This is a genomic window from Sulfurimonas sp. (assembly GCF_014859695.1).
In the GTDB taxonomy this organism is placed as follows: Bacteria; Campylobacterota; Campylobacteria; order Campylobacterales; family Sulfurimonadaceae; genus Sulfurimonas.
Window position 1 is genome coordinate 1 of sequence record NZ_JACUTS010000029.1, and the last position, 24,787, is coordinate 24,787.

Annotated in this window: 22 protein-coding genes and 1 pseudogene; 19 read left to right on the forward strand and 4 right to left on the reverse strand. The window is 39.3% G+C overall.

Annotated features, from left to right (window positions below):
* Positions 1 to 112: 112 nt before the first annotated feature.
* Genes aat through IBX42_RS06755 form a run of 3 tightly spaced genes read right to left on the reverse strand, consistent with a single transcriptional unit; the run spans position 113 to position 3,284 of the window.
* A complete protein-coding gene (gene aat, locus IBX42_RS06745; RefSeq protein WP_294930724.1) occupies positions 113 to 808 on the reverse strand; it encodes a leucyl/phenylalanyl-tRNA--protein transferase in 696 nt (231 codons plus the stop codon).
* A complete protein-coding gene (gene clpA / locus IBX42_RS06750) occupies positions 805 to 2,985 on the reverse strand; it encodes an ATP-dependent Clp protease ATP-binding subunit ClpA (protein WP_294930728.1) in 2,181 nt (726 codons plus the stop codon). Before clpA ends, aat begins: the two co-directional genes overlap by 4 nt.
* Positions 2,985 to 3,284: an ATP-dependent Clp protease adaptor ClpS gene (locus IBX42_RS06755; RefSeq protein ID WP_294930731.1), complete on the reverse strand. Its 300-nt coding sequence runs from the start codon at positions 3,282 to 3,284 to the stop codon at positions 2,985 to 2,987. Before IBX42_RS06755 ends, clpA begins: the two co-directional genes overlap by 1 nt.
* Before the next feature lie 58 nt (positions 3,285 to 3,342).
* Between IBX42_RS06755 and bioD the strand changes: the two genes are divergently transcribed.
* The 17 genes from bioD (at position 3,343) to dxs (ending at position 21,575) form a co-directional block, all read left to right on the forward strand.
* On the forward strand, positions 3,343 to 3,990 hold the full coding sequence (gene bioD / locus IBX42_RS06760; protein ID WP_294930734.1) for a dethiobiotin synthase: 648 nt from the start codon (positions 3,343 to 3,345) through the stop codon (positions 3,988 to 3,990).
* Between the two features lie 21 nt (positions 3,991 to 4,011).
* Positions 4,012 to 4,902 (forward strand): aspartate carbamoyltransferase catalytic subunit, encoded by an 891-nt coding sequence (locus IBX42_RS06765; protein ID WP_294930737.1) that lies wholly within the window; start codon positions 4,012 to 4,014, stop codon positions 4,900 to 4,902.
* A complete protein-coding gene (locus tag IBX42_RS06770; RefSeq protein WP_294930740.1) occupies positions 4,892 to 5,830 on the forward strand; it encodes an aminodeoxychorismate synthase component I in 939 nt (312 codons plus the stop codon). The genes IBX42_RS06765 and IBX42_RS06770 overlap by 11 nt, the downstream gene beginning before the upstream one ends.
* A 15-nt stretch (positions 5,831 to 5,845) precedes the next feature.
* A complete protein-coding gene (locus IBX42_RS06775) occupies positions 5,846 to 7,243 on the forward strand; it encodes an ATP-binding protein (protein ID WP_294930743.1) in 1,398 nt (465 codons plus the stop codon).
* Between the two features lie 87 nt (positions 7,244 to 7,330).
* Positions 7,331 to 8,311 (forward strand): transaldolase, encoded by a 981-nt coding sequence (locus IBX42_RS06780; RefSeq protein ID WP_294930746.1) that lies wholly within the window; start codon positions 7,331 to 7,333, stop codon positions 8,309 to 8,311.
* Positions 8,308 to 9,501: a PilT/PilU family type 4a pilus ATPase gene (locus IBX42_RS06785; RefSeq protein WP_294930749.1), complete on the forward strand. Its 1,194-nt coding sequence runs from the start codon at positions 8,308 to 8,310 to the stop codon at positions 9,499 to 9,501. Before IBX42_RS06780 ends, IBX42_RS06785 begins: the two co-directional genes overlap by 4 nt.
* Before the next feature lie 63 nt (positions 9,502 to 9,564).
* The gene (locus IBX42_RS06790; RefSeq protein ID WP_294930752.1) at positions 9,565 to 10,101 is read left to right on the forward strand and encodes a 50S ribosomal protein L25/general stress protein Ctc; all 537 of its coding nucleotides are present in this window, start codon (positions 9,565 to 9,567) and stop codon (positions 10,099 to 10,101) included.
* Positions 10,102 to 10,103: 2 nt separating this feature from the next.
* Entirely contained in the window at positions 10,104 to 10,661 is a 558-nt protein-coding gene (pth, locus tag IBX42_RS06795) for an aminoacyl-tRNA hydrolase (RefSeq protein WP_294930755.1), read from the forward strand.
* 29 nt (positions 10,662 to 10,690) lie between these two features.
* Complete coding sequence (locus tag IBX42_RS06800; RefSeq protein WP_294930758.1) at positions 10,691 to 11,761, forward strand: LptF/LptG family permease; 1,071 nt, start codon at positions 10,691 to 10,693, stop codon at positions 11,759 to 11,761.
* Positions 11,762 to 11,815: 54 nt separating this feature from the next.
* A complete protein-coding gene (gene lysA, locus IBX42_RS06805) occupies positions 11,816 to 13,021 on the forward strand; it encodes a diaminopimelate decarboxylase (protein WP_294930760.1) in 1,206 nt (401 codons plus the stop codon).
* Between the two features lie 108 nt (positions 13,022 to 13,129).
* A complete protein-coding gene (locus IBX42_RS06810; RefSeq protein WP_294930763.1) occupies positions 13,130 to 13,906 on the forward strand; it encodes an HAD-IIA family hydrolase in 777 nt (258 codons plus the stop codon).
* Entirely contained in the window at positions 13,903 to 14,994 is a 1,092-nt protein-coding gene (gene pheA / locus IBX42_RS06815; RefSeq protein WP_294930765.1) for a prephenate dehydratase, read from the forward strand. Before IBX42_RS06810 ends, pheA begins: the two co-directional genes overlap by 4 nt.
* The gene (gene hisC / locus IBX42_RS06820; RefSeq protein ID WP_294930767.1) at positions 14,984 to 16,078 is read left to right on the forward strand and encodes a histidinol-phosphate transaminase; all 1,095 of its coding nucleotides are present in this window, start codon (positions 14,984 to 14,986) and stop codon (positions 16,076 to 16,078) included. The genes pheA and hisC overlap by 11 nt, the downstream gene beginning before the upstream one ends.
* A 122-nt stretch (positions 16,079 to 16,200) precedes the next feature.
* On the forward strand, positions 16,201 to 17,901 hold the full coding sequence (gene fliF / locus IBX42_RS06825; protein WP_294930769.1) for a flagellar basal-body MS-ring/collar protein FliF: 1,701 nt from the start codon (positions 16,201 to 16,203) through the stop codon (positions 17,899 to 17,901).
* A 13-nt stretch (positions 17,902 to 17,914) separates the two neighbouring features.
* Complete coding sequence (fliG, locus tag IBX42_RS06830; protein ID WP_294930771.1) at positions 17,915 to 18,943, forward strand: flagellar motor switch protein FliG; 1,029 nt, start codon at positions 17,915 to 17,917, stop codon at positions 18,941 to 18,943.
* 1 nt (position 18,944) lies between these two features.
* On the forward strand, positions 18,945 to 19,742 hold the full coding sequence (fliH, locus tag IBX42_RS06835) for a flagellar assembly protein FliH (protein WP_294930772.1): 798 nt from the start codon (positions 18,945 to 18,947) through the stop codon (positions 19,740 to 19,742).
* 9 nt (positions 19,743 to 19,751) lie between these two features.
* Positions 19,752 to 21,575, forward strand: coding sequence for a 1-deoxy-D-xylulose-5-phosphate synthase (gene dxs / locus IBX42_RS06840; protein WP_294930774.1), 1,824 nt, complete (start codon positions 19,752 to 19,754; stop codon positions 21,573 to 21,575).
* On the opposite strand, the gene pgeF is transcribed toward dxs, so the two are convergent.
* Positions 21,556 to 22,281, reverse strand: a complete 726-nt coding sequence (gene pgeF / locus IBX42_RS06845) for a peptidoglycan editing factor PgeF (protein WP_294930776.1) — start codon at positions 22,279 to 22,281, stop codon at positions 21,556 to 21,558. The two genes, dxs and pgeF, sit on opposite strands and share 20 nt — an antisense overlap.
* A gap of 28 nt (positions 22,282 to 22,309) precedes the next feature.
* Here pgeF and ovoA point away from each other — a divergent pair, with 28 nt between their 5' ends.
* Positions 22,310 to 24,409: a 5-histidylcysteine sulfoxide synthase gene (gene ovoA / locus IBX42_RS06850; protein ID WP_294930777.1), complete on the forward strand. Its 2,100-nt coding sequence runs from the start codon at positions 22,310 to 22,312 to the stop codon at positions 24,407 to 24,409.
* Positions 24,406 to 24,787: pseudogene (locus tag IBX42_RS06855) on the forward strand (aminotransferase class I/II); the annotation flags it as partial. The gene ovoA and the pseudogene IBX42_RS06855, both read left to right, overlap by 4 nt.

Here is a 24,787-nt window from a genome sequence, read left to right on the forward strand (position 1 = left end):
GCATCTTTCAGGTGTGGAAATGTAGGTCGCTGCCTAGTTGATCATTTCTTATTACAATCCTAACAAATCATAAAAATTTCAAACACTCTTTTATAATCTTATATTAGCTTCTCTACTCTTCTACTATTGATTTTTCAATATCCCATCTATGGTTAATATTATGCATATTTACTTTTTTTAATCTCTCTAAGAAATACTCTCTTGTTACCTCTTTTGCACCTAAGCTTTTGAGATGATCTGTCGGAACTTGACAATCAATGAAGTCGTAACCCCAATATTTCAGATGCTTTACTAAAATTGCATATGCCGCTTTTGAAGCATCATTTACAAGCGAGAACATTGACTCTCCGCAAAAAAGTCTTCCAACTACAACGCCGTACAGCCCACCTACAAGCTTTCCATCTCTATAGCTCTCAACGCTATGTGCTACTCCCATATTATGAAGTACGCTGTAGGCTTCTACAATATCATCTTGTATCCAAGTGCCGTTTTGTTTCTCTCTTTTTACAGAGCTGCATTGCTTTATAACTTCTATAAAGTTTGTATCAAATTTATAATCGAATTTTTTTATGTTTTTTTTTAGAGAGCGCCTAAGCTTGAAATCATCCAACTCCATGATGAGTCTAGGGTCGGTTGACCACCATATAATCGGGTCGTCTTTAGAGTACCATGGAAATATACCGTTTTGATATGCACGAATAAGCCTAGAGGGATTTAAATCGCCTCCCCATGCGACTATCCCCTCTTTATTTGCGCTGTTTGGATTAGGAAAAGAGAGGTCATATTTTGAAAGTTTTGGTATATTCAAACGACAGACTCTTTGAATTTTAAAATCAACTTTTTGTTAAAAGAGACATTGACGTTTCCACCACTTTTTAATTTGCCAAAGAGTATCTCATCGCTTAGTTTATTTATAATATTATCTTGGATGTACCTTTTTATAGGTCTAGCACCCATTTCAGGAGAGTAAGCACTCTCGGCAATAAACTCTACAGCTTTTGGAGATAAAGCGATAGTGATTTTTTTCTTTTTTAAGTCACTATTTAGCTCCCCTATAAATTTTCCTACAATGCCTTTGACAACCTCGATGTCTAGTTTAGAGAACTCTATAACGGCATCAAGTCTGTTTCTAAATTCGGGAGTAAAAAAGAGTTTTAACTCCTCATTTTTTGAGAGAGAACTGTCTTTGTTGAATCCCATGACATTTCTGGCTGTCGCACCGATATTTGATGTCATGATGAGAATAACATTTTGAAAATTTGCTTTGTAACCGTTGTTATCTGTAAGAGTTGCATTATCCATGATTTGAAGTAAAATATTTACCAAATCAGGGTGTGCTTTTTCTATCTCATCTAGCAATAAGACCGTATAAGGGTGTCGTTTTATCGCTTCTGTTAACAATCCGCCCTGCTCATACCCGACATAGCCCGGAGGTGCTCCGACTAGGCGGCTTATAGCATGCTTCTCCATATATTCGCTCATGTCAAATCTCTCGAAATTTATGCCGAGTGTTTGGCTAAGAGAGAGTGCAAGCTCAGTTTTACCAACGCCCGTAGGTCCTGAGAATAGAAATGAAGCAATAGGCTTATTCTGCGGAGTAAGACCGGCTTTGGAGATTTTTATGGCTTTTACTACCTCTGCAACTGCCTTGTCCTGTCCGATTACTTTTTTGCGTAAATTCTCCTCTAGATTAGCTAGAGAGAGTGTTTCGTTATTTGTTACTTTTGAGCTTGAAATTCCCACTATTTTTGAGATGGTATTTTCAATATCTGCCGCGCCTACTACTCTTTTTTTCTTGTTTTTAAGATGAAAAGATGCTGCGGTCTCATCAATGAGGTCAATTGCCTTGTCGGGTAAAAATTTATCGGTAATATATCTTTTGGAGAGGTCAATAGCAGTTTTGAGGGCTCTGTCCGTAAAGGTCACATTGTGATGCTCTTCATATTTGCTCTTTAACCCTTTTAATATTTTATATGTTGTTTTAGCTGATGGCTCATTGATGTCGACTTTGGAGAATCTTCTGCTAAGCGCTTTGTCTTTTTCAAACCCGTTTCTGTACTCTGCAAAAGTGGTAGCTCCCATGCATTTTAGTTCGCCGGATGCAAGGGCAGGTTTTAGCTGGTTTGCCGCATCCATCGTTCCGCTTGTAGCACCTGCACCTATGAGTGTATGAATCTCATCAATAAAAAGGATGGCATTTGGAATGGATTTAAGCTCATCCATAACGCCTTTTAAGCGTTTTTCAAAATCTCCTCTATATTTTGTGCCTGCAAGCATTGCGCCCAAATCGAGCGCATAAAGCTCTGTATTTTGTATGATGGCAGGAACTTTGACGGCGACTATGTTTAGTGCCAAACCCTCCGCAATAGCAGTTTTTCCGACACCCGGTTCTCCTACTAAAATAGGGTTGTTTTTCTTTCTGCGGCATAAAATTTGTGTGACTCTTTGTATCTCGTCATCTCTGCCGATAACAGGGTCAATTTTCCCCCCTTTTGCTTTTTGAAGCAGATTTATAGAGTATTTTTCAAGATAGGAGTCACCCTCTTTTAAGTTCTCTTTCTCATTTTTATGTGAAATAGTTTCTAAAATATCCAATCTTGAGATATGAGACTCTCTTAGGAGCGCATAGGCAAATGAGTTGACTTCGTCATAGATGGCAACAAGCAGGTCTCCTATGTCGGCACTCTGCTGACCTGAGCCTTGAATATGTTTTATCATCCTCTCAATCAGTATTGAGAGCGCAATACTCTCAAAGGGCTCCTCTTCTATGTTTTGCGGTAGAGTGTTTATGTTTGAGTCTATATAGTTTTTCATAAGCTCTCTCATCTTATCGACATCTCCGCCGCATGTAAATATTATTTTCGCACCCTCGGCAGAGTTTAATATCTCATAGAAGACGTGTTCAATGGTAATATATTCATGTCTAAGCTCTTTTGCATAAAGAATAGATTTTTGAAAAACCTCGTTTAACGTATAACTTATCACTACTCCTCCTCCATCTCAGCTCTGAGAGGAAACCCGCTCTCTCTGGCTCTTTTATGTACTTGCATTACCTTCGTCTGTGCGATTTCGTGAGTGTAAACTCCGCACACACCCCTGTCTTTTTTATGAACCTCAAGCATAATTGCTTCTGCCTCGTCAAAACTTTTGTGAAATACGCTCATAAGTACGTCTATAACAAAGTCCATAGAAGTATAGTCGTCATTTAAAATAAATACTTTATATTTTTTAGGATATTTCAGCGATATCTCGTCGATGGTCTCTAAACCTGTATTTGTTGCCATAATTTTCCTATAATAATTGCCTTTAATAGTTGAAAATTATAACAAAATAGAGATAACTATGACGAAACGAATTTTCGTAACCGCCACAAATACAAACATAGGTAAAACATACACGACAAAACTGCTTCTTAGAGAGTATGCTTCTCGTGGTCTTAAAGTAGGCGTCATTAAGCCGATAGAAACCGGTGTAGTTGGCGGGTATGCAGAGGACGCTGAGGAACTTTTAGAGACTCTAAAAGAGTTAAATACAAAGCTGTGGCACTTAGAAGCCGAAGATATTGTGCCAATCATGTATGAGATGCCCGCAGCTCCATATATTGCTTCAAACAATACGCCGCTTGATCTGAAAAAAATATTGAAAAAAATAGAGGAGCTGGAAGCTTTTTGTGATGTTATCATCATTGAAGGTGCTGGCGGACTTTATGTTCCCATTGATGAGAAGTATATGATGATTGATCTGATTTCGCTGCTTGATGCCAAAGCTCTTCTTGTGACTCACTGCTCTTTAGGCTGCATAAACGATACACTCCTTAGCAAAAAAGCTCTTGAAGATAAAAAAATAGAGCATGTAGTGGCATTTAACTGCAAAGAGGATGATGAGAGTTTTTCTAAAATATCCGAGCCTTACTTTTTAAAAACCGGTTTTAAAGTCTTAAAAGTCGGTCGTGATATTGATATTATATGTGATGTCTTGTATAATTTGTAAACTATTTAAAAAAAGAGCGTTATGAAACATTTAACTACGACTGCAGATTTTACGGTTAAAGAGATAGAGACAATTTTAAAAGATGCAGAGTCTTTTGCTCAAAAAATCAAAGATGGCAGCAAGCTTGAGAAGATTTTAGAAGATAAGATTATAGTCACACTCTTTTTTGAAAACTCAACAAGAACAAGAAGCTCTTTTGAGATAGCTGCAAAGAGGCTTGGGGCGGAAGTTGTGCATCTTGATGTCGCAAACAGCTCTACTAAAAAAGGTGAAACACTCGTAGATACGGCAATGAATTTGGATGCTATGAGTCCGCATGCGATTATTGTCAGGCACCAAAATTCCGGTGTCCCTAAAATCCTCTCAAACCACACCAACGCCTCGATTATAAATGCGGGAGACGGTGCTCATGCTCATCCAACCCAAGCACTTTTGGACCTCTTTACGCTTAAGAAGCATTTTGGAGATGTAAGAGGAAAAAAGATAGCGATTGTGGGCGATATAAAAAACTCAAGAGTTGCAAACTCCAATATTGAGATACTTGGCAGATTCGGTATGGAGGTTATTTTGGTCGCTCCTCCGCAGTTTTTGCCAAAAACAGAATTAAGAAGCACCCATTTTTTAAAAGATATCATTGATGAAATGGACGCTATTATGAGCTTGAGAACACAGACCGAGAGACACTCGTCACAGACCTACGCATCTTTAAAAGATTATGCAAGCGATTTCTGCATAACGACAGAGCTTTTGGGAGATAGGGACATAGTTCTGCTTCACCCGGGACCTGCGCATAGAAATATAGATATATGCGACGCACTTTTGGCTGATGAGAGATGTAAGGTTTTAGAACAGGTTTCAAACGGCGTGGCAATCAGAATGGCAGTGCTTAAAAAACTCATTTATGACGTTTGATGATTTAAACTCTCTGGGAGAAAAAAGGGAGCCGTTTCTGTTTATATCCGACTTTGGGGCAAAAAATCTAAAAGTCATCCCTCTTGGCGACCTTGACTCGCATGACGTTGAGTACTCCACTACAAAAAACTACTCCCCAAAACCTCACGCGGACTTTTTTGATAAGCAGACCATTCCATTTAGCGACTATAAAAAAAAATTTGACTCGGTAATAGAGAGGATAAAAGCGGGTGATACTTATCTTTTAAATCTCACACAGCCTACAAATGTTAAGAGCGAGATGAGTCTAAAAGAGATGTTTCAATATGCAAATGCACGCTACAAACTTAGATACAGAGATGAGTTTGTCTGTTTCTCTCCTGAGCAGTTTGTTTCAATAAAAGGGACAAAGATAGCCACTTTCCCTATGAAGGGGACAATCGATGCCTCAATACCAAATGCCAAAGAACTTATTTTAAACAGTCCAAAAGAGATGGCTGAGCATGTAATGGTCGTAGATCTACTAAGAAATGACCTCTCTATCATGGCAAAAGATGTCAAGGTTGAGGAGTTTAGATACATAACAAAAATAGAGGCGGGAGATAAAGAGCTTCTACATGTAAGCTCACATATAAGCGGAGATGTAGGGAGCGACTGGCATGCAAAAATCGGGGATATTTTAAAAACGCTCTTGCCTGCAGGAAGTATAAGCGGAGCACCAAAAAAGAGCACGCTAGATATTATTGACGAGGTTGAAGGGTATGAGAGAGGCTATTTTAGCGGAGTTTTCGGTGTGTATGACGGCAAAACATTTGATAGTGCGGTTATGATAAGATTTGTCGAGAAAACAGAAGATGGCTATATATATAAAAGCGGCGGAGGCATAACTCTGGAGAGCGATGCAAAAAGTGAGTATGAAGAGCTTTTAAATAAAGTTTATCTGCCATAAAAGAGGGGTAAATCAATGCTTAAACTAGATGGTTTTTTTACAAGCGGATGGGATTTCAGCGAGGAAGAGCAGGAGTTAAAAAACAGATACCAGATGGTAAACATCGGTATCTTGCTCTCTGGAGGCGGGCTGATATACGGCATAATTGGAAATTATGTAAGAGATATTTCCGGCTTTATTCCTATAGAGATTGCTCTTTTGCTTATGAATTTTATAATGTTTTTTGCTCTTAGGAAGTATCGTAACTTTTTTGAGTTTTTTGCAACTTCCATGACGCTGCAATATACGTTTTTATTTCTGTTTCTTATTTATGTCGGCGAACCAAATGAACTTAAACATCTCTGGATATTTACCTACCCCATTATACTTCTGTATTTTCAAAAGAGTATACATGCGGTATATTGGCTTGTTTTTGTTCTGTTTATGCTTGTTATAGCGCCCCTGCAAAATTTTGTAGAGATAAAGTACACCATGTATCAGGTTACCTATATCTCTTTTGTTTTGGTCATAATCAGTATTATTATCTACTTTTATCAGAGGAAGATAGATGAAGCAAGATTTACCATCATAGAGCAGCAAAATATGTTGAGAAGCTTTAATTCTGAGCTTGAAAAGCAGGTAAAAGATAAAACAACAGAACTTACTAGATTAAATGAGTTGCTTGAACTTAAAGTTGAGCAGAAGCTCGAAGAGTTAAGAAGCAAAGATCAGATTTTAGAGGCTCAGTCAAAGCAGGCCGTTATGGGCGAGATGATAAGCATGATTGCACACCAATGGAGACAGCCACTCTCTACAATTACACTCCAAATCGCAAATCTGCAGTTTAAACAGCTCCTTGAGCACAATAGAAGCGACAAAGATATCGATGATGCACTAAGCAATATTAGCGATACTATCATATACCTATCCGATACGATTGATGATTTCCAAACCTATTTTCATCCTGATAAAGAGATGCATACTATAGAGATTCACGATCTGCTTCAAAGGGCTCTAAACTTTGCGATGTCAAGAGTAAGCGATAGGGGAATAAAAATATCTATGAGCAAAAGCGAAGACATAGAGGTTAAAACCTATATAAACGAGCTTGTTCAAGTTGTGCTCAATATTTTAAACAATGCTATAGATGCGCATAATGAAGTTAAGAAAAGAGAATCCTTTATCAAGATAAGTGCAAAAAAAGTAGGAGAGAGGGTTTTTATATACATAGAGGATAATGCAGGCGGGATAGATAGCGAAAATCTACCGCACCTCTTTGAACCCTACTTTAGTACTAAAGGCAAGAACGGAACCGGACTGGGTCTTTACATGAGCCAGATGATTATACAGAAGCAGTTCGGCGGTGAAATAGATGTAGAGACATCCAAAGAGGGGTCGCTTTTTATAGTTGAAATTCCTAAAAATATTGCCTAAATGAAGAAAAAGAGCATTTTAAAGATTGTTTAAAATAAATTGAGAATTTTTGAGATATAATTTACCAAAACAACTTAAGGTTTGTAGATGTATTTAAAAGATTTGAAGTTCTCTTTGTGGGCCGATTTTATTGAGAGGGATTACCTAGATAGAGAGTTTAAAGAGCTTGTTGATAGTGGTATTGTGAACGGTGCAACTTCTAATCCTGCAATCTTTAAAAGTGCAATACTTACTTCAAGTGCCTATAAAGAGCAGCTCTCTACACTCGGTTTGTTATCGCCAAAAGAGAAGTATGAAGCTCTTGCGATTTACGATATACAAAAAGCAGCAGACATACTGCAGCCTTTGTACCAGAAAAATGATGACGGTTATGTGAGTATAGAGGTAGATCCATATCTTTGCGACGATGCCGATGCAACGATAGAAGAGGGAAAAAGATTATACTCTGAGATAAATCGCAAAAACGTAATGATCAAAGTTCCTGCAACCGGGGCCGGCTATATAGCTATGAGAGAACTCGTAGGAAGCGGAATACCGGTAAATGCAACCCTGATATTTAAAAAAGAGCAGGCTATCTCATGCGCAGAGGCATTTAGAGAGGGACTGGCGAAACATGGAGCAAAGGTTGACACCGTTATAAGCGTGTTTGTAAGCAGGATTGACAGAGCGCTTGATGAAGAGTTGGCAAAAGGCGGTGTGGAGATTGCACTTAGCGGAATCTACAACAGTGCCGATATCTACTCTGAAGTTGAATCAATGGAAGTGGAAGGCTGTAGAACCCTCTTTGCAAGCACCGGAGTAAAGGATGACTCGCTGCCTCCTCACTACTACGTAGAGAGACTTTTGGCATACAACAGCATCAATACGGCTCCAGTAGATACGATAAAAGCGTTTCATCAAAATGGAGTTAAGCAGAGCGCTTTACCAATTGCAACCCATACCATAAAGGAACATTTTGAAAAAGTCGAAGGTTTAGGCATAGATTTTGATTCTGTATTAGACAAGCAGATATCTGATGGATTAAAATCTTTTAAAGAGGCATTTAAAGATATATTGGAGTCATTATGAGTGAAAATAGAAATGAAGTAGATGTGAGTCAATTAACGTTTGATCAGATAAAAAAGATTAGGGCGTACCTTAAAAAACTGATAGAAAACGGCGGAAGTGACTTGCATGTTAAGTCAAACGGTGTTATTAGAGCGAGAATCAATGGAACAATAATCCCATTTTCAGGAAGCATTTTTTCATATGACGATGCTATGATCCTCGCAAAAGAGATACTGAGAGGCAGATATGCGGAGTTGGTTGAGAATAAAGAGGTCGACTTGGTTTATCAGTTTGATGAGCGCAACCGTTTTCGTGTAAATATCTTTTTTCAAACAGACGGTCCCTCTTTTGTATTTCGTGTAATCCCCATGACTATTCCGACTATTGATGAGATGAATTATCCTGAAATGGTTAGAACTTTTACTAAAGAGACGCGCGGGCTCGTTTTGGTTACGGGAACAACGGGTAGCGGTAAATCAACGACGTTAGCGGCTATGATACATGAGATTAATACAACGCAAAAAAAGCATATTATAACTATTGAAGACCCTATTGAGTTTGTCCATAAAGATAGAGGATGCATCATCAATCAGCGCTCAGTTGGTCAAGATACGCTCTCTTTTGACAGAGCTCTAAGGGCTGCTCTGCGTGAGGATCCGGATATTATACTTGTGGGAGAGATGAGAGATCGTGAGACTATTGAGCTCGCACTTCATGCTGCCGATACAGGACACTTAGTATTTTCAACGCTTCACACCCTGGATGCAAAAGAGACTATTAACCGTATTATTGCAATTTTTCCAAATGATGAGCAAAACCGTGTTCGTCTCTCTCTTGCGGGAGTGCTAAAGGGCGTAATCTCCCAAAGACTTATTCCTACAAAAGATGATAAACGTATTGCAGCGATGGAGATACTTGTAAAAACTCCAACTATTGAGAAGCTGATTTTGGAAAACAGAGATTATGAGATCAAAGAAGCGATAGAAAAAGGGCGCGAACATTACAAGTCTCAAAGTTTTGATCAACATATCCTTGATATTTACAATGCGGGAATCATTACAAAAGAAAGAGCAAAAGATTATGCGACAAGCGCAGCTGACCTTGAGCTAAAAATGAGTGGGCTAAACAGCGGCAAAGCTGCAGATGTGCATAATAAGCCGGAGAAAAATGGCAATGCCGGAGGTGATGAAGATATTTTTGATTTAAAATAACTTTTAACTGCACTTAAAGCTTAAAAATGTATAATTCCAAACATTTTTTATTAAGGATTTAGTATGTTAGAAGGCATTATTAGAGAGAGTATTGGCAAAAAAGGCACGAAAGCGCTTCGCCGCGATGGTTATCTAATTGCAAACATTTACGGAAAAGGGCTTGAAAATCTTCATGCCGCATTCAAAGAGAATGAATATATCCGTACTGTTCGTAATAAAGATTCTTTATCATTTCCGGTTTCTATAGCTGGAAAAACAATGAACGTTGTTGTTCAATCATATGAAGCACATCCTGTAACAGCGAAACTTTTACATGTAGACTTGATGGTAGCGCAACCGGGTGTTTTAACACACTACCATGTACCGGTTGTTCCACAAGGTGATGCGATAGGACTTAAAAATAAAGGTCTTATGCACATCTCAAAGCCTCGTTTAAGGGTAAAAGCTACAATAGAGAACGTTCCGAGCTGCATTAAAATTGATGTTGCAAATATGGACGTAGGCGATGCAAAAATGCTTCGTGACATTGAGAAGATTCCAAATGTAACATTTACAGATGCTGATCGTGTATCTGTACTAAGTGTAATTAAAGCTAAGTAGTCATGCTAATAGTCGGTCTAGGCAATCCTGGTCCGAAGTATGAAAAGACTCGTCATAACATAGGATTTATGGTTATTGACGAGCTTGTTAAAAGGTTTAATGCTCAAAAACTCTCATCGTCCTCTTTTAACGGCGAACTGTTCAAGTTTTCAAATCATTATTTATTAAAACCGTTAACTTTTATGAATCTATCAGGCATCTCAATTGCGGCTGTTAAGAAATTTTATAAAATTGATGAGGTAGTTGTAATACATGATGATTTAGATTTGCCATTTGGGACGCTTCGTTTTAAAAGAGGCGGCGGTCACGGCGGACATAACGGGCTTAAATCCATAGATGAAAATATCTCAAGTGATTATATTAGAGTCCGAATGGGTATAGGAAAACCTGAGCATAAAGGCGAAGTGGTCTCTTATGTCTTAAGTGATTTCAATAAAGAGGAGCAGGAGTATCTGAGTGAGTGGGTCTCTCTTGCATGCCAAGGAGTTGAGTCTTTGCTTGAGCATTCACTCGAAGATGTAAGTGCTAAACATACAATTAAAAAATTTCAGCTAAAATAGCACCAAACTATTAACTGGATTTGCATACAATGGCGGCATTTAAATATATTTCTCTTCATTACATAAAATATTTTCTTATTATCTTAAGTGCGCTTGTGATGTTTTTAGTCGGATTTGACTATATGGGAAGTGCTGAAAAGCTCGATATATCCGCAAACCTTCTTCTTATCTATTTTGTCTATAAAATATTTTTTGCCATTGATATGCTTCTGCCGCTTTCGCTTATTTTTGCAATGATTAGCACAAAAATATTTCTTATCCGCTCAAACGCTTTAGTCTCTTTTTACTCTTTGGGATACTCGAGGGTAGATATTCTTAGACCCTTTGTTGTGGTTTCTACCGTTGCGATTCTTATTTTTATCTCCCTGCATTCGGTATCAAACTTTGCAAGAGCAGATGAAATGGCGAAAAATATTCGTAAAAATGCTCAATATTTAAGCCCTACAAGGGATCTCTTTTTTACATATAAAGATAAGTTTGTCTATTTTTCAAAGATGTTGCCGCTGCAGGAGAGTGCCGAAGATATAAGAGTGTTTAGTTTTAGCAACAACTCTCTAAAAGAGGTTTTGGTCGCTAAAAAAGCGCGCTACTTAAATGATGCATGGCATATAAATGCGGCGGATATTATTACCAAACCTGATAAAATCCATTTTGATTCGTTAGGGATAAGGGTTACAAAAGAGCAAAATCTAAGAATTCTTCAAGACTTTCGCCCAAAGATGTTAGACCAAGTTTATGAGGGTAAGGTGAACTTCACCATAAAAGATGCAATTGATGCGTATATGCTTTTGAGTGATCAAAAAATAAATACCGATGTTGTCAAGAGTTCACTCTATAAAATTTTTATATATCCGTTTTTTGTACCGAGCCTTGTTGTTATTATCTTCTTTTTTGTACCCATAAGTGTGAGATTTTTAAATGTTTCGCTCTTTAGTTTTGCTGCAATAATATCATCACTCATCATATGGGCGGTTCTGTTTGCACTTATTGAGCTCTCAAGTCATAAAACGCTCTCAAGTGAAGCGGGCATTATACTTCCTGTGGTTATTCTCTTTTTGATAGCTCTAAGGCAGTGGAGAAGATATCGCCTAGCAACATAACAAAAATATAAGTACTTTTTGGATAAAATGCCCTAAAAAATATTCGGGACTTTTATGATCAATTTTAGAGAACTTGCATCCAAATACAAAACACCGCTTTATATATATGATTTAGACTATATGACGAAGCAGTATGAAGAGCTTAAAGAGGCTTTTAAAGGCAGAAAATCCCTTCTGGCGTATGCCATAAAATCAAACTCCAACCTTAGCGTCATTAACCATTTTGCAGGACTGGGAAGCGGTGCTGATTGTGTCTCTATAGGCGAGGTTCGCCGTGCATTTTTGGCAGGCATCCCAAGTTATAAGATTATTTTCTCAGGTGTTGGCAAGAGTGATGAGGAGATACGTGAAGCGATAGAAAAAGATATACTCTACATAAATGTAGAGAGCGAAGCGGAGCTTGGACGTGTTGAGCTTATTGCAAAAGAGCTTGGTTCTGTATGCAGAATCAGCGTACGCGTTAACCCAAATATAGACCCCTTGACACACCCATATATCTCTACAGGGCTTCATGATAACAAGTTTGGAGTTGACATTGACACTGCAAAGAGAATGTATATTTGCGCAAACAACTCGGAGCATTTAGATCCGGTCGGAATTCATTTCCATATAGGCTCTCAGCTTACGGAACTGAAGCCAATATATGAGTCTGCAGAGATTGTAGCAGATATGGTCCGCTCACTTCAAAATATAAAGATAGAGTTGAAATTTTTTGATATAGGCGGAGGATTGGGCGTTACATACAAAGATGAGGCGACTATAAAACCTTATGATTACGCACAGGCAATATTGGGAACTCTGAGGGGACTTGATTTGACTGTCATTTGCGAACCGGGAAGATTTTTAACTGCAAATGCCGGGTATTTTTTAACAAAAGTGCTTTATGAGAAGAAAAACGGAGCAAAAAGATTTGTCGTAATTGACGGCGGCATGAACGATCTTCTTCGTCCAAGCCTTTATAAAGCGTATCATAAAATAGAGGCGATTACAGAGAGTAAAAGCTCCCTTAGCGAGGCAGATGTAGTCGGTCCTGTTTGTGAGAGCGGCGACTTTTTTGCAAAAGATTGTTTACTGCCGATTTTAGAGCATAATGATTTACTTGTTGTGCATAGCGCAGGAGCTTACGGTTTTGGGATGGGAAGTAACTATAATACAAGAGGCAGAAGTGCCGAAGTTGCTATAAAAGGCGGCGCGGCAAAACTTATTCGCAGACGTGAAGAGTTTGAAGATCTTGTAGCATTAGAGAAAGATTTTATATAATTTGTACAGATAATGAGCAAAGCCCATTATCTTACGCTAACGCTGAGTTTTCTTCAGCAGAAGGCTCACGCACAGAAACCGTGCTCAAAAAATATTAAGGAAGGTGTTTTGTATTTTATAGATGTTCAAGGTACTTTAATCAGCGACGAAGATAAATCTCCCATTCGCGGAAGCATTGAGTTTATCGACATGTTAAATAAGAAGAAAATCCCATACATGATTATTACGAACAACACAAAAAAAGCATCTTTGGACTTTTACAACTTTCTTCTCTCAAGAGGTTTTAATTTTGATTTTTATCGCTATCTTGACCCTCTTATGCTCCTTGAGTCACGAGTGCAAAAAGATTCGGTAGCCGCGTACGGTGCAGCAGAGTTTTTGGAAGTTTTAAAAAAAATGGGCTACATGTTAAATTATGAAAATCCCAAGACTGTTTTAATCGCCATTAAAGATGATTTTTCTGCCGATGAGTATGCGCAGATGATAGACTTTATACTAAGCGGAGCCTCTTTGGTGGGGATGCATGAGACATCAATATATGCTAAAAACAACAGAAGATACCCAGGTGTGGGGGCGATTTTAAAGATGCTTCAATTTGCAACCTCGTGTAGTTATGATGTTGTAGGAAAACCAAGTATATCTTTTTACACTGAGGCATTAGCGGCAATACAAAAGCAGCAAAAAGATGCAAAGTTTAGCGACATAGTTATAATAAGCGATGATGTAAAAGGCGATTTGGGCGGAGCAAAAGAGCTTGGAATGAAAACAGTGTTTGTTACAAGCGGAAAGTATAAGAGCGCGGAGGAGATAGTTCCTTTTTTAAAAGAGGAGCTAAGACCGGACGCAGTTTATGCTGATATGCAAGAAATTTTGGAGACGCTATGAAAACTTTAGATGAGTGTAGAAGTGCTATAGATGCCATTGATGATGAGATATTAAGACTGCTCAATGAGAGAATGGAGGTTGTCATACATGTCGGCGAGATTAAAAAGAACAGTGACGGGGCCATCTATAGACCTGAGAGAGAAAAAGCGATTGTTCAAAGATTGACACAAAAAAGCATAGAGCAAAAGGGCGCCTTAAATGCGGCGGCAATCGAGGCTGTATTTTTGGAGATTTTTGCAGTTGCAAGAAACCTTGAACTTCCTGAGCGCATTGCATATCTCGGTCCAGAGGGGAGCTTTACGCATCAAGCAGCTGAGAGCCGTTTTGGTGCTATGAGCGACTATCTCTCTCTTGGCTCAATCCACTCTGTTTTTAAGACACTTGAGGCAAAAAGAGCAAAATTCGGCGTTGTTCCGATTGAGAATTCAAGAGATGGTGTTGTCGGAGAGACGCTCGATTTGCTTGCTAAAAGCCCGGTTAAGATTGTTGCTGAACTCTATATGCCTATTCATATGTCATTTGCGACAAAAGCAAAAAAACTGAGCCAAATTACAAAAATATACTCAAAAGATAAAGGGTTTGGGCAGTGTAGGGAGTTTTTACAGGAGCACAATTTAGTTAACGTTGAGCAGATTCCTGTCGAATCGACGGCAAAGGCCGCTATAATGGCAGCCGAGAATCCAAATGCCGCTGCTATCTGCAGCCATATAGCAGCAAAGCTCTACGGCGTCCCGACGATGTTTGATCATGTCGAAGATGATATAGGTTCTCAAACACGCTTTGTCATATTGAGTGATTTTAAAAATGAAAAGAGCGAGGATGATAAGACATCCATTTTAGTAAGACTTAAAGATTCGATAAAAGCGGGTTCATTGGTTCACTTTCTCCAAGATTTTGATGAGAAAAAGATAAATTTTTCAAAAATAGAGTCTCGTCCTCTGAAAGAGAAAGGCGGATTTAAGTATCTCTTTTTTATGGATTTTTATGGACACATAGATGATGAAAATATTCAAGAAGTACTGCAAAAACATAAAGATGAGGTAACTTGGTTGGGAAGTTATGTAAAAGGTGAAGAGATTGAAATTTAATAAAAATTTAGAAAATATTAAAACATATGAAGCTGGAAAGCCCATAGAGCTGGTTGTAAGAGAGTTTGGCATAGAGCCTAAGGAGATTGTAAAGCTTGCATCAAATGAGAATCCATTAGGGTGTTCGCTTAAAGTCATTGAAGCAGTGGCGGCTATTTTGCCAAAGATGTCACTTTATCCTGATGATTCTATGATAAAGCTCAAAAATGCTCTGAGCGCGAGATATGGGGTGCAAAACCCCAACGTGATTATTGGTTCGGGAAGTGATCAGGTTATAGAGTTTCTCATTCATGCAAAGGCGCATGAGGGCTCAAAAATATTGATGAACTATATCACTTTTGCCATGTACGAGATATATGCTAAGCATGTAGGTGCAGAGGTTATAAGAACAGCTTCTCAAGAGCATGATTTAGATGAGTTTTATGAGCTTTATAAAAAAGAGAAGCCTGAGATAATCTTCATCTGTACGCCAAATAATCCTACGGGAGACGCACTAGATGCAGATAAGATATATGATTTTTTAAGTAAGATAGATAAGAATACTCTTGTCGTGATAGACGGTGCATATATGGAGTATGCAATCTATAAAGACAGCAAAAAAGAGATAGTACCAAAAGAGCTCATAGAGCAGTTTGACAATGTCATCTATCTGGGCACATTTTCAAAAGCGTACGGACTTGGCGGCATGAGAGTCGGCTACGGTTTGGCGGACAGTAAAATAATAGAAGAGCTCTATAAGTTAAGACCGCCTTTTAATATCACGACTCTCTCTTTGGAGGCAGCTAGTGAAGCGCTAAATGATGAGGAGTTTGTGGAGAAAAGTATAACTCTAAATTTTGAGCAGATGAAACGCTATGAAGAGTTTGCAAAAGAGCAAAAAATAGATATAATAAACAGTTATACTAATTTTGTAACGCTTTGTCTTAACTCTGAACAGGACTCTACAAAGATATCAAATCAGCTCTTGCAAAAGGGGATGATCGTTAGAAATTTAAGCAGTTATAATATGAATGCGATCAGAGTTACAGTAGGCACGCATAAGCAAAACAGCCGTTTCTTTGAGCTAGTAACACAATTTTTGTAGCTTTTAGGTATGCTAACCAATGGCATACTCCATGTTAAGGGGGTTGTAGGGACTTTAGTCCCTACCAGTAAAACGGACGCGTTCGCTTTGGTGTGTAACATTAGATAATAAATGGGAAATTGATGGATTTTAAGGTACTTTTTTCACAACTAGTCATTTTGTATGACAAGCTGACCAAGCAGCAAAAAATAATTATAGGTTTTGCGGTTGTAGGTATTGTTGCATTTTTAGTTTTTATGGTTGTTTATACGGCTAAAAAAGATGCAATAAGTCAATACGAAGTCCTTTTTGATTCACTAACCTCTGAAGATGCAGCCAAAGTTGTAGAGCAGCTCGAAAAAGATAATGTTCCATACGAGCTCTTAGATAAAAATGTTATAAAAGTTCCTAAAAATATGGTCTATAAAGAGCGTATAGCTATTGCATCGCTTGGGATTCCTAAAAATAGCGGAGTAGGATTTGAACTTTTTGACAAGCAGGAGTTTGGTTCAACTAGTTTTGACCAAAACGTCAAGTATCTCCGTGCGTTAGAGGGAGAGCTCTCCCGTACCATTAATGCCTTGGCTCCAATAGAAAACGCAAGCGTCAGTCTAGCACTTCCCAAAGAGACTCTTTTTGTTGAGAAAAAAGCGGATCCTACGGCTTCGGTTATGCTTCAGCTTGTTGAGGGAAAAAGACTCTCTACAAAACAGATTAGGGGTATAAAAAACCTTGTCTCCTCTGCGGTTGCAAATCTTACCTCTGCAAATGTGATGCTTATAGACAGCGACGGAGAGACACTTGGAGATGAAGATGAGATGGCTCAAATGGGCGAACTCTCGTCGGTGCAGCAAAACTATAAGACAAAAGAAGAGAAGAAGAAGCAAAATAAAATTATAGAGGTTATCTCTCCGTTTGTGGGCGGTAACGACAAGGTTGTTGCTCAAGTAACAATAGAGTTTGACTTCTCTATAAAAAGCTCGACATCTGAGATATATGATCCTGAAAATGTTGTCAGAAGCGAGCAGGTAAGCGAAGAAAAAAGAGAGGGCTCAACTCCTGCCGAAGTTGGAGGAGTACCGGGAACTGTTAGCAATATTGGACCGGTAGAGGGACTCTCAAGTAACCAAACAACAGAGACGTATGAGAAAAATACGGGTACTACGAATTATGAGGTCGGAAAAACAATCTCGACAATAAAGAGTGAATTTGCACGTATAAAAAGAGTTACCGCCGCTGTTGTGGTTGATGGAAAATACAAGAACAAGCCAAACGCCGATGGAAATCCTACAAACGAGATGGAGTATGAGCCTTTGTCTGAGACTGATCTAGAGGCACTCTCTGCTTTGGTTAGCAGATCTATAGGAATAGATGAGGAGAGAGGGGACCGGATAAGTGTTCAAAATCTGCAGTTTAAACTCCCTCAAATCGATAGAACGCAAGAGAGAGTAAATCAGGCGGTAACATTCTCTCAAACATATTTGGCTCCATTCTCCGAGCTCTTTAAGTATCTATTTGTTCTTCTTCTGCTCTTTATTCTTTACAAGAAGGTTATCTCACCATTTGCCCAGAGGATGCTCGAGATTTCAAAAGAAGAGGAAGATATTGGAAAGCCGCTTCTAGATATTGAAAATGATTCTGATGAAGATCTGGTCGAGAAAGTTCAGTCAATGCGCCGTAAAGTTGAAGAGCAGCTTGGTTTTGGAGAGGGATTTAACGAAGATGAGCTCAAATATGATGTTCTTCTTGAAAAAATTCGCGGCATGATTGAAGAGTCACCAGAAGCCGTAGCGCTTGTTCTTCAGGCTTTAATGACGGAAGAAGCGGATATAACATTTAAATAGAGGTAAGAAGTAGATGAATCTAAGTCCGACACAGCAAGCGAAATTTGATGAGATGAGTATATCAGAAAAGGTTGCCATACTTCTTATGCAGATAGGCGAAGATGCCACCGCTGCCATCTTTTCAAATATGAGTGTTGATGCGATAACCGAAGTTTCAAAGCATATCGCCACAAACAAAAGCGTGGAGAAATCTGTTGCGACTGCAGTATTAGAAGAGTTTTACGCAATTTTTCAATCGGGTCAGTTTATTACATCAGGCGGTCTTGAGTACGCAAGAGAGCTGCTTTATAGAACACTTGGTCCAGAAGAGGCTAAGAAGGTTTTGGAAAAACTCTCTAAGAGCATGCAGGAGACTCAGAATTTTGCATATCTCTCAAAAATCAAGCCTCAACAGCTCTCGGATTTTATCATAAACGAGCATCCGCAGACAATAGCGCTTATTTTAGCTCATATGGATGCAACGGAAGCTGCCGATACACTGCAGTATTTTCCTGATGACCTCAGAAGCGAAGTCTCCATGAGGATGGCTAAACTCGGTGATATCTCTCCATCGGTTATAAAAAGAGTCTCAGCAGTGCTTGAGTCTAAACTTGAATCTCTTGCTTCGTACAAAGTTGAAGTCGGCGGTCCTCGTGCTGTTGCAGACATCTTTAACCGCCTTGGGGCAAAAGCTTCAAGGGAGACTTTGGCTAAGATTGAAGAGAGAGATGAAGAGATGTCAAATCTTATCAAAGAGATGATGTTTACTTTTGAAGATATAGAGACGCTTGATAAAAATGCAATCGTAGAGATTCTAAAAAGTATAGATAAGCCTGACTTGATGCTCGGTCTCAAAAGCGCTCCTGAAGAGCTCAAGCAGAAATTCTTTAGCGCTATGAGTGAGAGAGCAAGAGAAGCATTTGAAGAAGAGATGCAGTTTATGGGTGCTGTTAAGATGAAAGATGTCGAGAGCGCTCAAAGAAGAATTGTCGAGGTAGTAAACGGTCTGGCTGAGGGCGGAGTGATTCAGTTAGGAAGCTCAACCGAAGAGATGGTGGAATAGTTTGTCGAATATAATTACCAACAGAAGAATAGGCAACCACAATGTAGATAAGTACAACTTTAAGGTTTTGCCTTTTGGTGCGGAAGATGTGCAGGATGAAGTTTTTGAGTCTTCGCTTGTAAGAAAAAAACCTATTGTTGAGGCACCGCAACCGATTTCAGAAAAAGAGATTGATGCAACTTCAATGAGTTCAAACTCAAAAGACTCTCTAATAGAGTCCCTGCTTAAAAAAACAGATGAGATGTCGTCTAACTTTATTAAACTTCAGATGAAGCTCGAGAATATGAGTGAAGAACATAAGGCAGAGCTTACAAAAGCTAAAGAGGAGTCTTATGCTCAGGGTATTGAAGCCGGCAAAGAGCTTCATGCAAAAGAGGATGAAAAGAGTATGGTAGATGCTTTATCTATGTACTCCGCGTCTGTTGCAAAGCTTGAAAACAGTGCAAAGCAATTTGAGAGTGCGCTCGAGGGAATCAAGAGCGAGTTAATAAGTGCAGCTTTTGATATTGCAAAAGAGGTTATAAAAATAGAGATTCAAGAGAACTCGAAAAAAGTAGCTTTTACTTTGGCAAAAGAGCTTATAAAAGAGTTGCAGAGCGCATCAAAAGTGGTATTGAGAGTTAACGCTAAAGATCATGGAGCAATTTCACAAGCAGTCGGTTCATTAGCGCATGTCGAAGTTGTCTCAGATAGTGCAGTAAGCCTTGGCGGAGTTATAGCAACAAGTGATGCCGGCAATATAGATGCACAGATATCAAAAAGATTTGAACGCGTAAAAAAAGCGGCATTAAGTGAGTAGAATTTATTTATGAATATAAAAAAAAGCAGTATTAAAGAACTAGAGACTCTTTGTAAAGAGATAAGAGAAGAGATTTTAAGAGTAGTGAGTAAAAATGGAGGGCATCTAAGCTCTACTTTGGGTGCTACCGAGCTTATTGTAGCAATGCATGAAGTTTTTGACTCCAAAAAAGATCCATTTATATTCGACGTATCACATCAATCTTACGCACATAAACTCTTAACAGGAAGATGGAAAGAGTTTGATACACTAAGACAGTTCGGCGGATTGTGCGGATATACAAAACCGAGTGAGAGCGAACATGACTACTTTGTAGCAGGACACAGCTCAACATCTATATCTTTGGGCGTAGGTGCTGCTAAAGCCATTGCGCTAAAAGGCGAGCAGGATTCAAGAGTTCCCGTTGTTATGATTGGCGATGGCGCTATGACAGCAGGCATGGTTTATGAAGCGCTAAATGAACTGGGTGAGCGAAAATATCCGATGGTCATTATTCTTAACGATAACGAGATGAGCATATCTAAACCAATCGGTGCGATTAGTCGAATACTTAGCTCCGCGATGGCTTCACCGTTTTACCAAAATTTTAAAAAACATACTGAAAATTTTGTAGATAATTTCGGCGATGGTGCCAGATATATTGCTAAAAGGATGGAAGAGTCTCTAAAGCTCATAACTCCAGGTATACTCTTTGAAGAGATGGGTGTTGACTACATAGGACCGGTTGATGGGCACAATCTAACATCACTTATAGAGATACTTCAAAAAGCCAAAGAGCTTAAAAAACCCGTTATCGTTCATGTTCAAACCATTAAAGGCAAAGGGTATGAGATAGCCGAAGGGCATGAAGAGAAGTGGCACGGAGTAGGACCTTTTGATATAAGCAGTGGAAATGCGGCTAAAAAAAGTACGCTAAAAAGCGCTACTCAAATATATGCGGAGGCGCTTTTACACCTTGCAAAACAGAACGGAAAGATAGTTGGAGCAACCGCCGCTATGCCGAGTGGAACCGGCTTAAACGAGTTGATGGAAGTTTATCCAGATAGATTTTGGGACGTGGCAATTGCAGAACAGCATGCCGTTACGTCAATGGCAGCTTTGGCAAAAGAGGGGTTTAAGCCCTTTTGTACCATATACTCGACATTTCTTCAGCGCGGATATGACCAGATTATACACGATACATGCCTTATGAATCTTCCGGTTGTTTTTGCACTAGACCGTGCGGGAATAGTCGGAGAGGACGGTGAGACGCATCAGGGTGCCTTTGATATCAGTTTTTTAAGGGCGATACCAAACATGACGCTTTTTGCTCCGCGTGATGAGAAGAGTTTTCATCAGGCAATGGCGTTTGCATCCGAGTATCCATATCCGTGTTCGCTCAGATATCCAAGAGGTTCGTTTACTCAAACTACTTTGCCGGAATCTTTGCCTTTTGAGTTGGCAAAGTCCCAGCTTCTGCGCTCAAACAACAGCGATATTTTGTTTATAGGATACGGAAACGGCGTAGGACGTGCTTATGAGAGCGCTTCATTTTTGGATTTTGAAGTAAACATTTTGGATTTGCGATTTGTAAAACCTCTCGATGAGGAGATGCTTCGTGAGATGGCTAAAAAACATAAAAAATGGTTTGTATTTAGTGATAGTGCAAAGATGGGCGGAGTCGGCAGTGCTATTTTAGAGTTTTTGTCCCGTGAAAAAATTCTACATGTGGAGGTCGTAAGTTTTGAGTATGAAGACAGGTTTATTACCCACGGAAATACGAAACAGGTAGAGGAGTCTTTGGGGCTTCTGCCTGCACAGCTTGCAAAAAAAGTTACCCTTTTAGCTGGATAACTCCCGCAAATCTTCCCGTTTTTGCCTCGGCTCTGTATGAGAAGTATCTCTGCGTATTGCAACATGAACACTCATTGCTAAACTCGATATTTTCTTTTTTTATGCCGCAAGAGAGGAGTTGTTTTTGCAAAATCTTACCGACATCAAGGTAAAATCTACCCTCTCTTTTTTGCATAGCATACTCTAAGCCTTTCTCTTTTGTCTCCTCGTAAATCTCGCCCCCAACCTCATAACAGCAGACCCCTATGCTAGCACCAACGCTTACATATATATCTTTTGCATCTGAGCCAAATTCCGTTTGCATCTTTTCTATCACATTTTTTACTATATTTTGAAATGCACCCGCTCTTCCCGCATGAGCGGCTGCAATAACCCTTTTCTTATCATCATAAAACAGAATCGGTGAGCAGTCCGCAACCATTACCATAAGTGGAGTATTTAGTTTGTTTGTCACAAGAGCATCGCATGTAGGTGGAGTTTTAAAATCCTCATTTGTAACTACATGCACGATGTCTGAGTGAATCTGTCTCATATGCACGAGCGATTTTTTTTCGTATCCTAACTCCGTAGCTAAGAGTTCATGATTTTTTTGCACGTTTATCTCGCCATCTCCGACATGAAATGCAAGGTTGCCGCTCTCTTTTGTAGTAAAAGCGTGCAAGAGGTTTGTAAATAAGCTTAGTTTTTCACTATAATAAAATTTCATAGAAAAATTATATCCAAAAGGGAATATTTTGAGTAAGTTTAGTTTATATCCCATAACTTTAGACGGGACGGACAGAGAGGCAAAAAGAGAAGAGATAAGAGCATATTTTCACAACACTTACGATATTTTTGAGAAGATTTTTGAAGTACTAAAGAGCGATGAGGTTTTCTACCAAAAGTCAGAGTCCACACGCCATCCGATGATATTTTATTTCGGACATACCGCAACATTTTTTGTAAATAAACTTATCAATATGAAGATAATCAAAGAGCGAATAAATCCAGAGTTTGAGTCCATCTTTGCCGTGGGAGTCGATGAGATGGCATGGGATGATTTGGAGAGCAGCCGTTACAAATGGCCAAAAGTAGATGAGGCAAGAGTATATCGCAAAAAAGTTAGAAATCTCGTTGATGAGCTAATCACCTCGCTTCCGTTGACTCTCCCGATTACGCAAGATTCTCCCATGTGGATTATTTTAATGGGGATAGAGCATGAGCGTATTCATATAGAGACATCGCTTGTTTTGCACCGCCAGATGCCGCTTGAGAAGGTAAAAGAGGTAAAAGAGTTCAACATCTGTCCGCATAGCTCAGTGGCTCCAAAAAATAAGATGATAAGCATAGAGGGCGGCAATGTGGTTTTAGGTAAAGATAAGTCGCACAATCTCTATGGATGGGATAACGAGTACGGAGAGTTCAGCGAGACGATAGAGAAATTCAAAGCTTCAAAATATCTGGTAAGTAACGCCGAATTTATGGAGTTTGTAAAAGAGGGTGGATATGAAAACGCCGAATTTTGGGACGATGAGGGGAAGAAGTTTTTAGAAATAAGCGGCGCAAAACATCCTCTGTTTTGGGTATTAGAAGAGGGCATGTACAGATATAGAACACTCTCTAAACTCATAGATATGCCGCTTGACTGGCCTGCGGATGTAAATGCGCTTGAAGCGGAGGCATTTTGTCGTTACAAAGGTAAAAAGGATGGAGTTATTTACTCTTTGCCGAGTGAGGCAGAGTATAGATTGATATATGAGCATGCAGGTTTACGGGATATTCCGGACTTTCATGAGAGCAGGGCAAACCTAAATTTTTACCACTACTTTAGTTCATGCCCCGTAAACGAGTTTGGCTTTAACGGCATATACGATGTTGTCGGAAATGTCTGGCAGTGGAGTAAAACTCCGATATTTGGTTTTGAGGGATTTGAAGTTCATCCCGCATACGATGACTTTTCCGTACCGACTTTTGACAACAGACACGCGCTTATACTCGGCTCATCATGGGCAAGCAGCGGAAACCTGATAATGAAACACTCCCGCTACGCATTCCGTAGACACTTTTTTCAAAATGCCGGTTTTAGATATGTTATCTCAAGCAGTGACGATAGAATAGAGAGCGATGTCTACGAGAGCGATGAACTTGTGTCGCAGTACTGTGAATTTCAGTATGGAGATGAGAGCTTCGGCGTAAAAAACTTTGCAGTTGAGTGTGCCAAAATTGCTTCAAAATTTGCAAAAAAGCAGACAAAAGCGCTTGATCTTGGATGTGCTACGGGACGTGCGACATTTGAACTCGCAAAGAGTTTTGATGAGGTTGAGGGGATTGACTTCTCTGCCAGGTTTATAGGTGTAGGCGTAAAACTAAAAGAGGAAGGATACATCGCATTTGCTTCAAAAACTGAGGGCGATTTGGTACAGAAAAAAAAGGTAACCATAGAGGAGCTAGGCTATGAAAATCTAAAAGAGAGAGTCTCTTTTTGGCAGGGCGATGCATGCAATCTAAAACCAAATTTCAACTCTTATGACTTAGTCATGGCGACAAATCTTATAGACAGACTCTACAATCCCAGACTATTTTTGGACAGCGTAGATGAGAGACTAAACAGTGAGGGCGTCTTGATTTTAACATCGCCATACACTTGGCAAGAGAGCTCAACCAAAAAAGAGTTTTGGCTTGGCGGATACAAAGATGAAAATAGCAGAGAGGTCAAAACTATCGATACGCTAAAAGAGATTTTGGGCAAAAAGTTTGAGCTTGTCCATCTGCAGGATTTGGAGTTTGTTATCAAAGAGACGGCAAGAAAATTTCAGCACAGCATCGCAGAGGTTAGTGTTTGGAGAAAAAAGTGAAGTATGATTTTTCAACATCTATTTCCAGAGAAGAGACAAACGCGGAGAAGTACGTATTAAGAGAGAAGCTATTTGGTACCGATTATGTGCTTCCTGCGTGGGTGGCGGATATGGATATAGATACGCCTGGTTTTGTGCTTGAAGCCGTAAAAAAACGCCTGGAACATCCAATTATAGGGTATGAGGAGGTGCCGCAAAGTATGTTTCTTGCCCAGATAGAGTGGATGAAAAACGAGCACGGTGTTGAGTTCGCGTTAGAGGATATGCTCTATTCGCACTCGGTGGTAGCGAGTATGAATGCTGCCATAGAGGCATTTACGCAAAAGGGCGATAAAATTATCGTTCAAACTCCCGTATATCCACCGTTTTTTCACAGCG

Coding starts and splice junctions, on each gene's coding strand:
- IBX42_RS06755 (WP_294930731.1), bottom strand. CDS start 3,284: ATGGCAACAAATACAGGTTTAGAGACCATCGACGAGATATCGCTGAAA.
- bioD (WP_294930734.1), top strand. CDS start 3,343: ATGACGAAACGAATTTTCGTAACCGCCACAAATACAAACATAGGTAAA.
- IBX42_RS06765 (WP_294930737.1), top strand. CDS start 4,012: ATGAAACATTTAACTACGACTGCAGATTTTACGGTTAAAGAGATAGAG.
- IBX42_RS06770 (WP_294930740.1), top strand. CDS start 4,892: ATGACGTTTGATGATTTAAACTCTCTGGGAGAAAAAAGGGAGCCGTTT.
- IBX42_RS06775 (WP_294930743.1), top strand. CDS start 5,846: ATGCTTAAACTAGATGGTTTTTTTACAAGCGGATGGGATTTCAGCGAG.
- IBX42_RS06780 (WP_294930746.1), top strand. CDS start 7,331: ATGTATTTAAAAGATTTGAAGTTCTCTTTGTGGGCCGATTTTATTGAG.
- IBX42_RS06785 (WP_294930749.1), top strand. CDS start 8,308: ATGAGTGAAAATAGAAATGAAGTAGATGTGAGTCAATTAACGTTTGAT.
- IBX42_RS06790 (WP_294930752.1), top strand. CDS start 9,565: ATGTTAGAAGGCATTATTAGAGAGAGTATTGGCAAAAAAGGCACGAAA.
- pth (WP_294930755.1), top strand. CDS start 10,104: ATGCTAATAGTCGGTCTAGGCAATCCTGGTCCGAAGTATGAAAAGACT.
- IBX42_RS06800 (WP_294930758.1), top strand. CDS start 10,691: ATGGCGGCATTTAAATATATTTCTCTTCATTACATAAAATATTTTCTT.
- lysA (WP_294930760.1), top strand. CDS start 11,816: ATGATCAATTTTAGAGAACTTGCATCCAAATACAAAACACCGCTTTAT.
- pheA (WP_294930765.1), top strand. CDS start 13,903: ATGAAAACTTTAGATGAGTGTAGAAGTGCTATAGATGCCATTGATGAT.
- fliF (WP_294930769.1), top strand. CDS start 16,201: ATGGATTTTAAGGTACTTTTTTCACAACTAGTCATTTTGTATGACAAG.
- fliG (WP_294930771.1), top strand. CDS start 17,915: ATGAATCTAAGTCCGACACAGCAAGCGAAATTTGATGAGATGAGTATA.
- dxs (WP_294930774.1), top strand. CDS start 19,752: ATGAATATAAAAAAAAGCAGTATTAAAGAACTAGAGACTCTTTGTAAA.
- pgeF (WP_294930776.1), bottom strand. CDS start 22,281: ATGAAATTTTATTATAGTGAAAAACTAAGCTTATTTACAAACCTCTTG.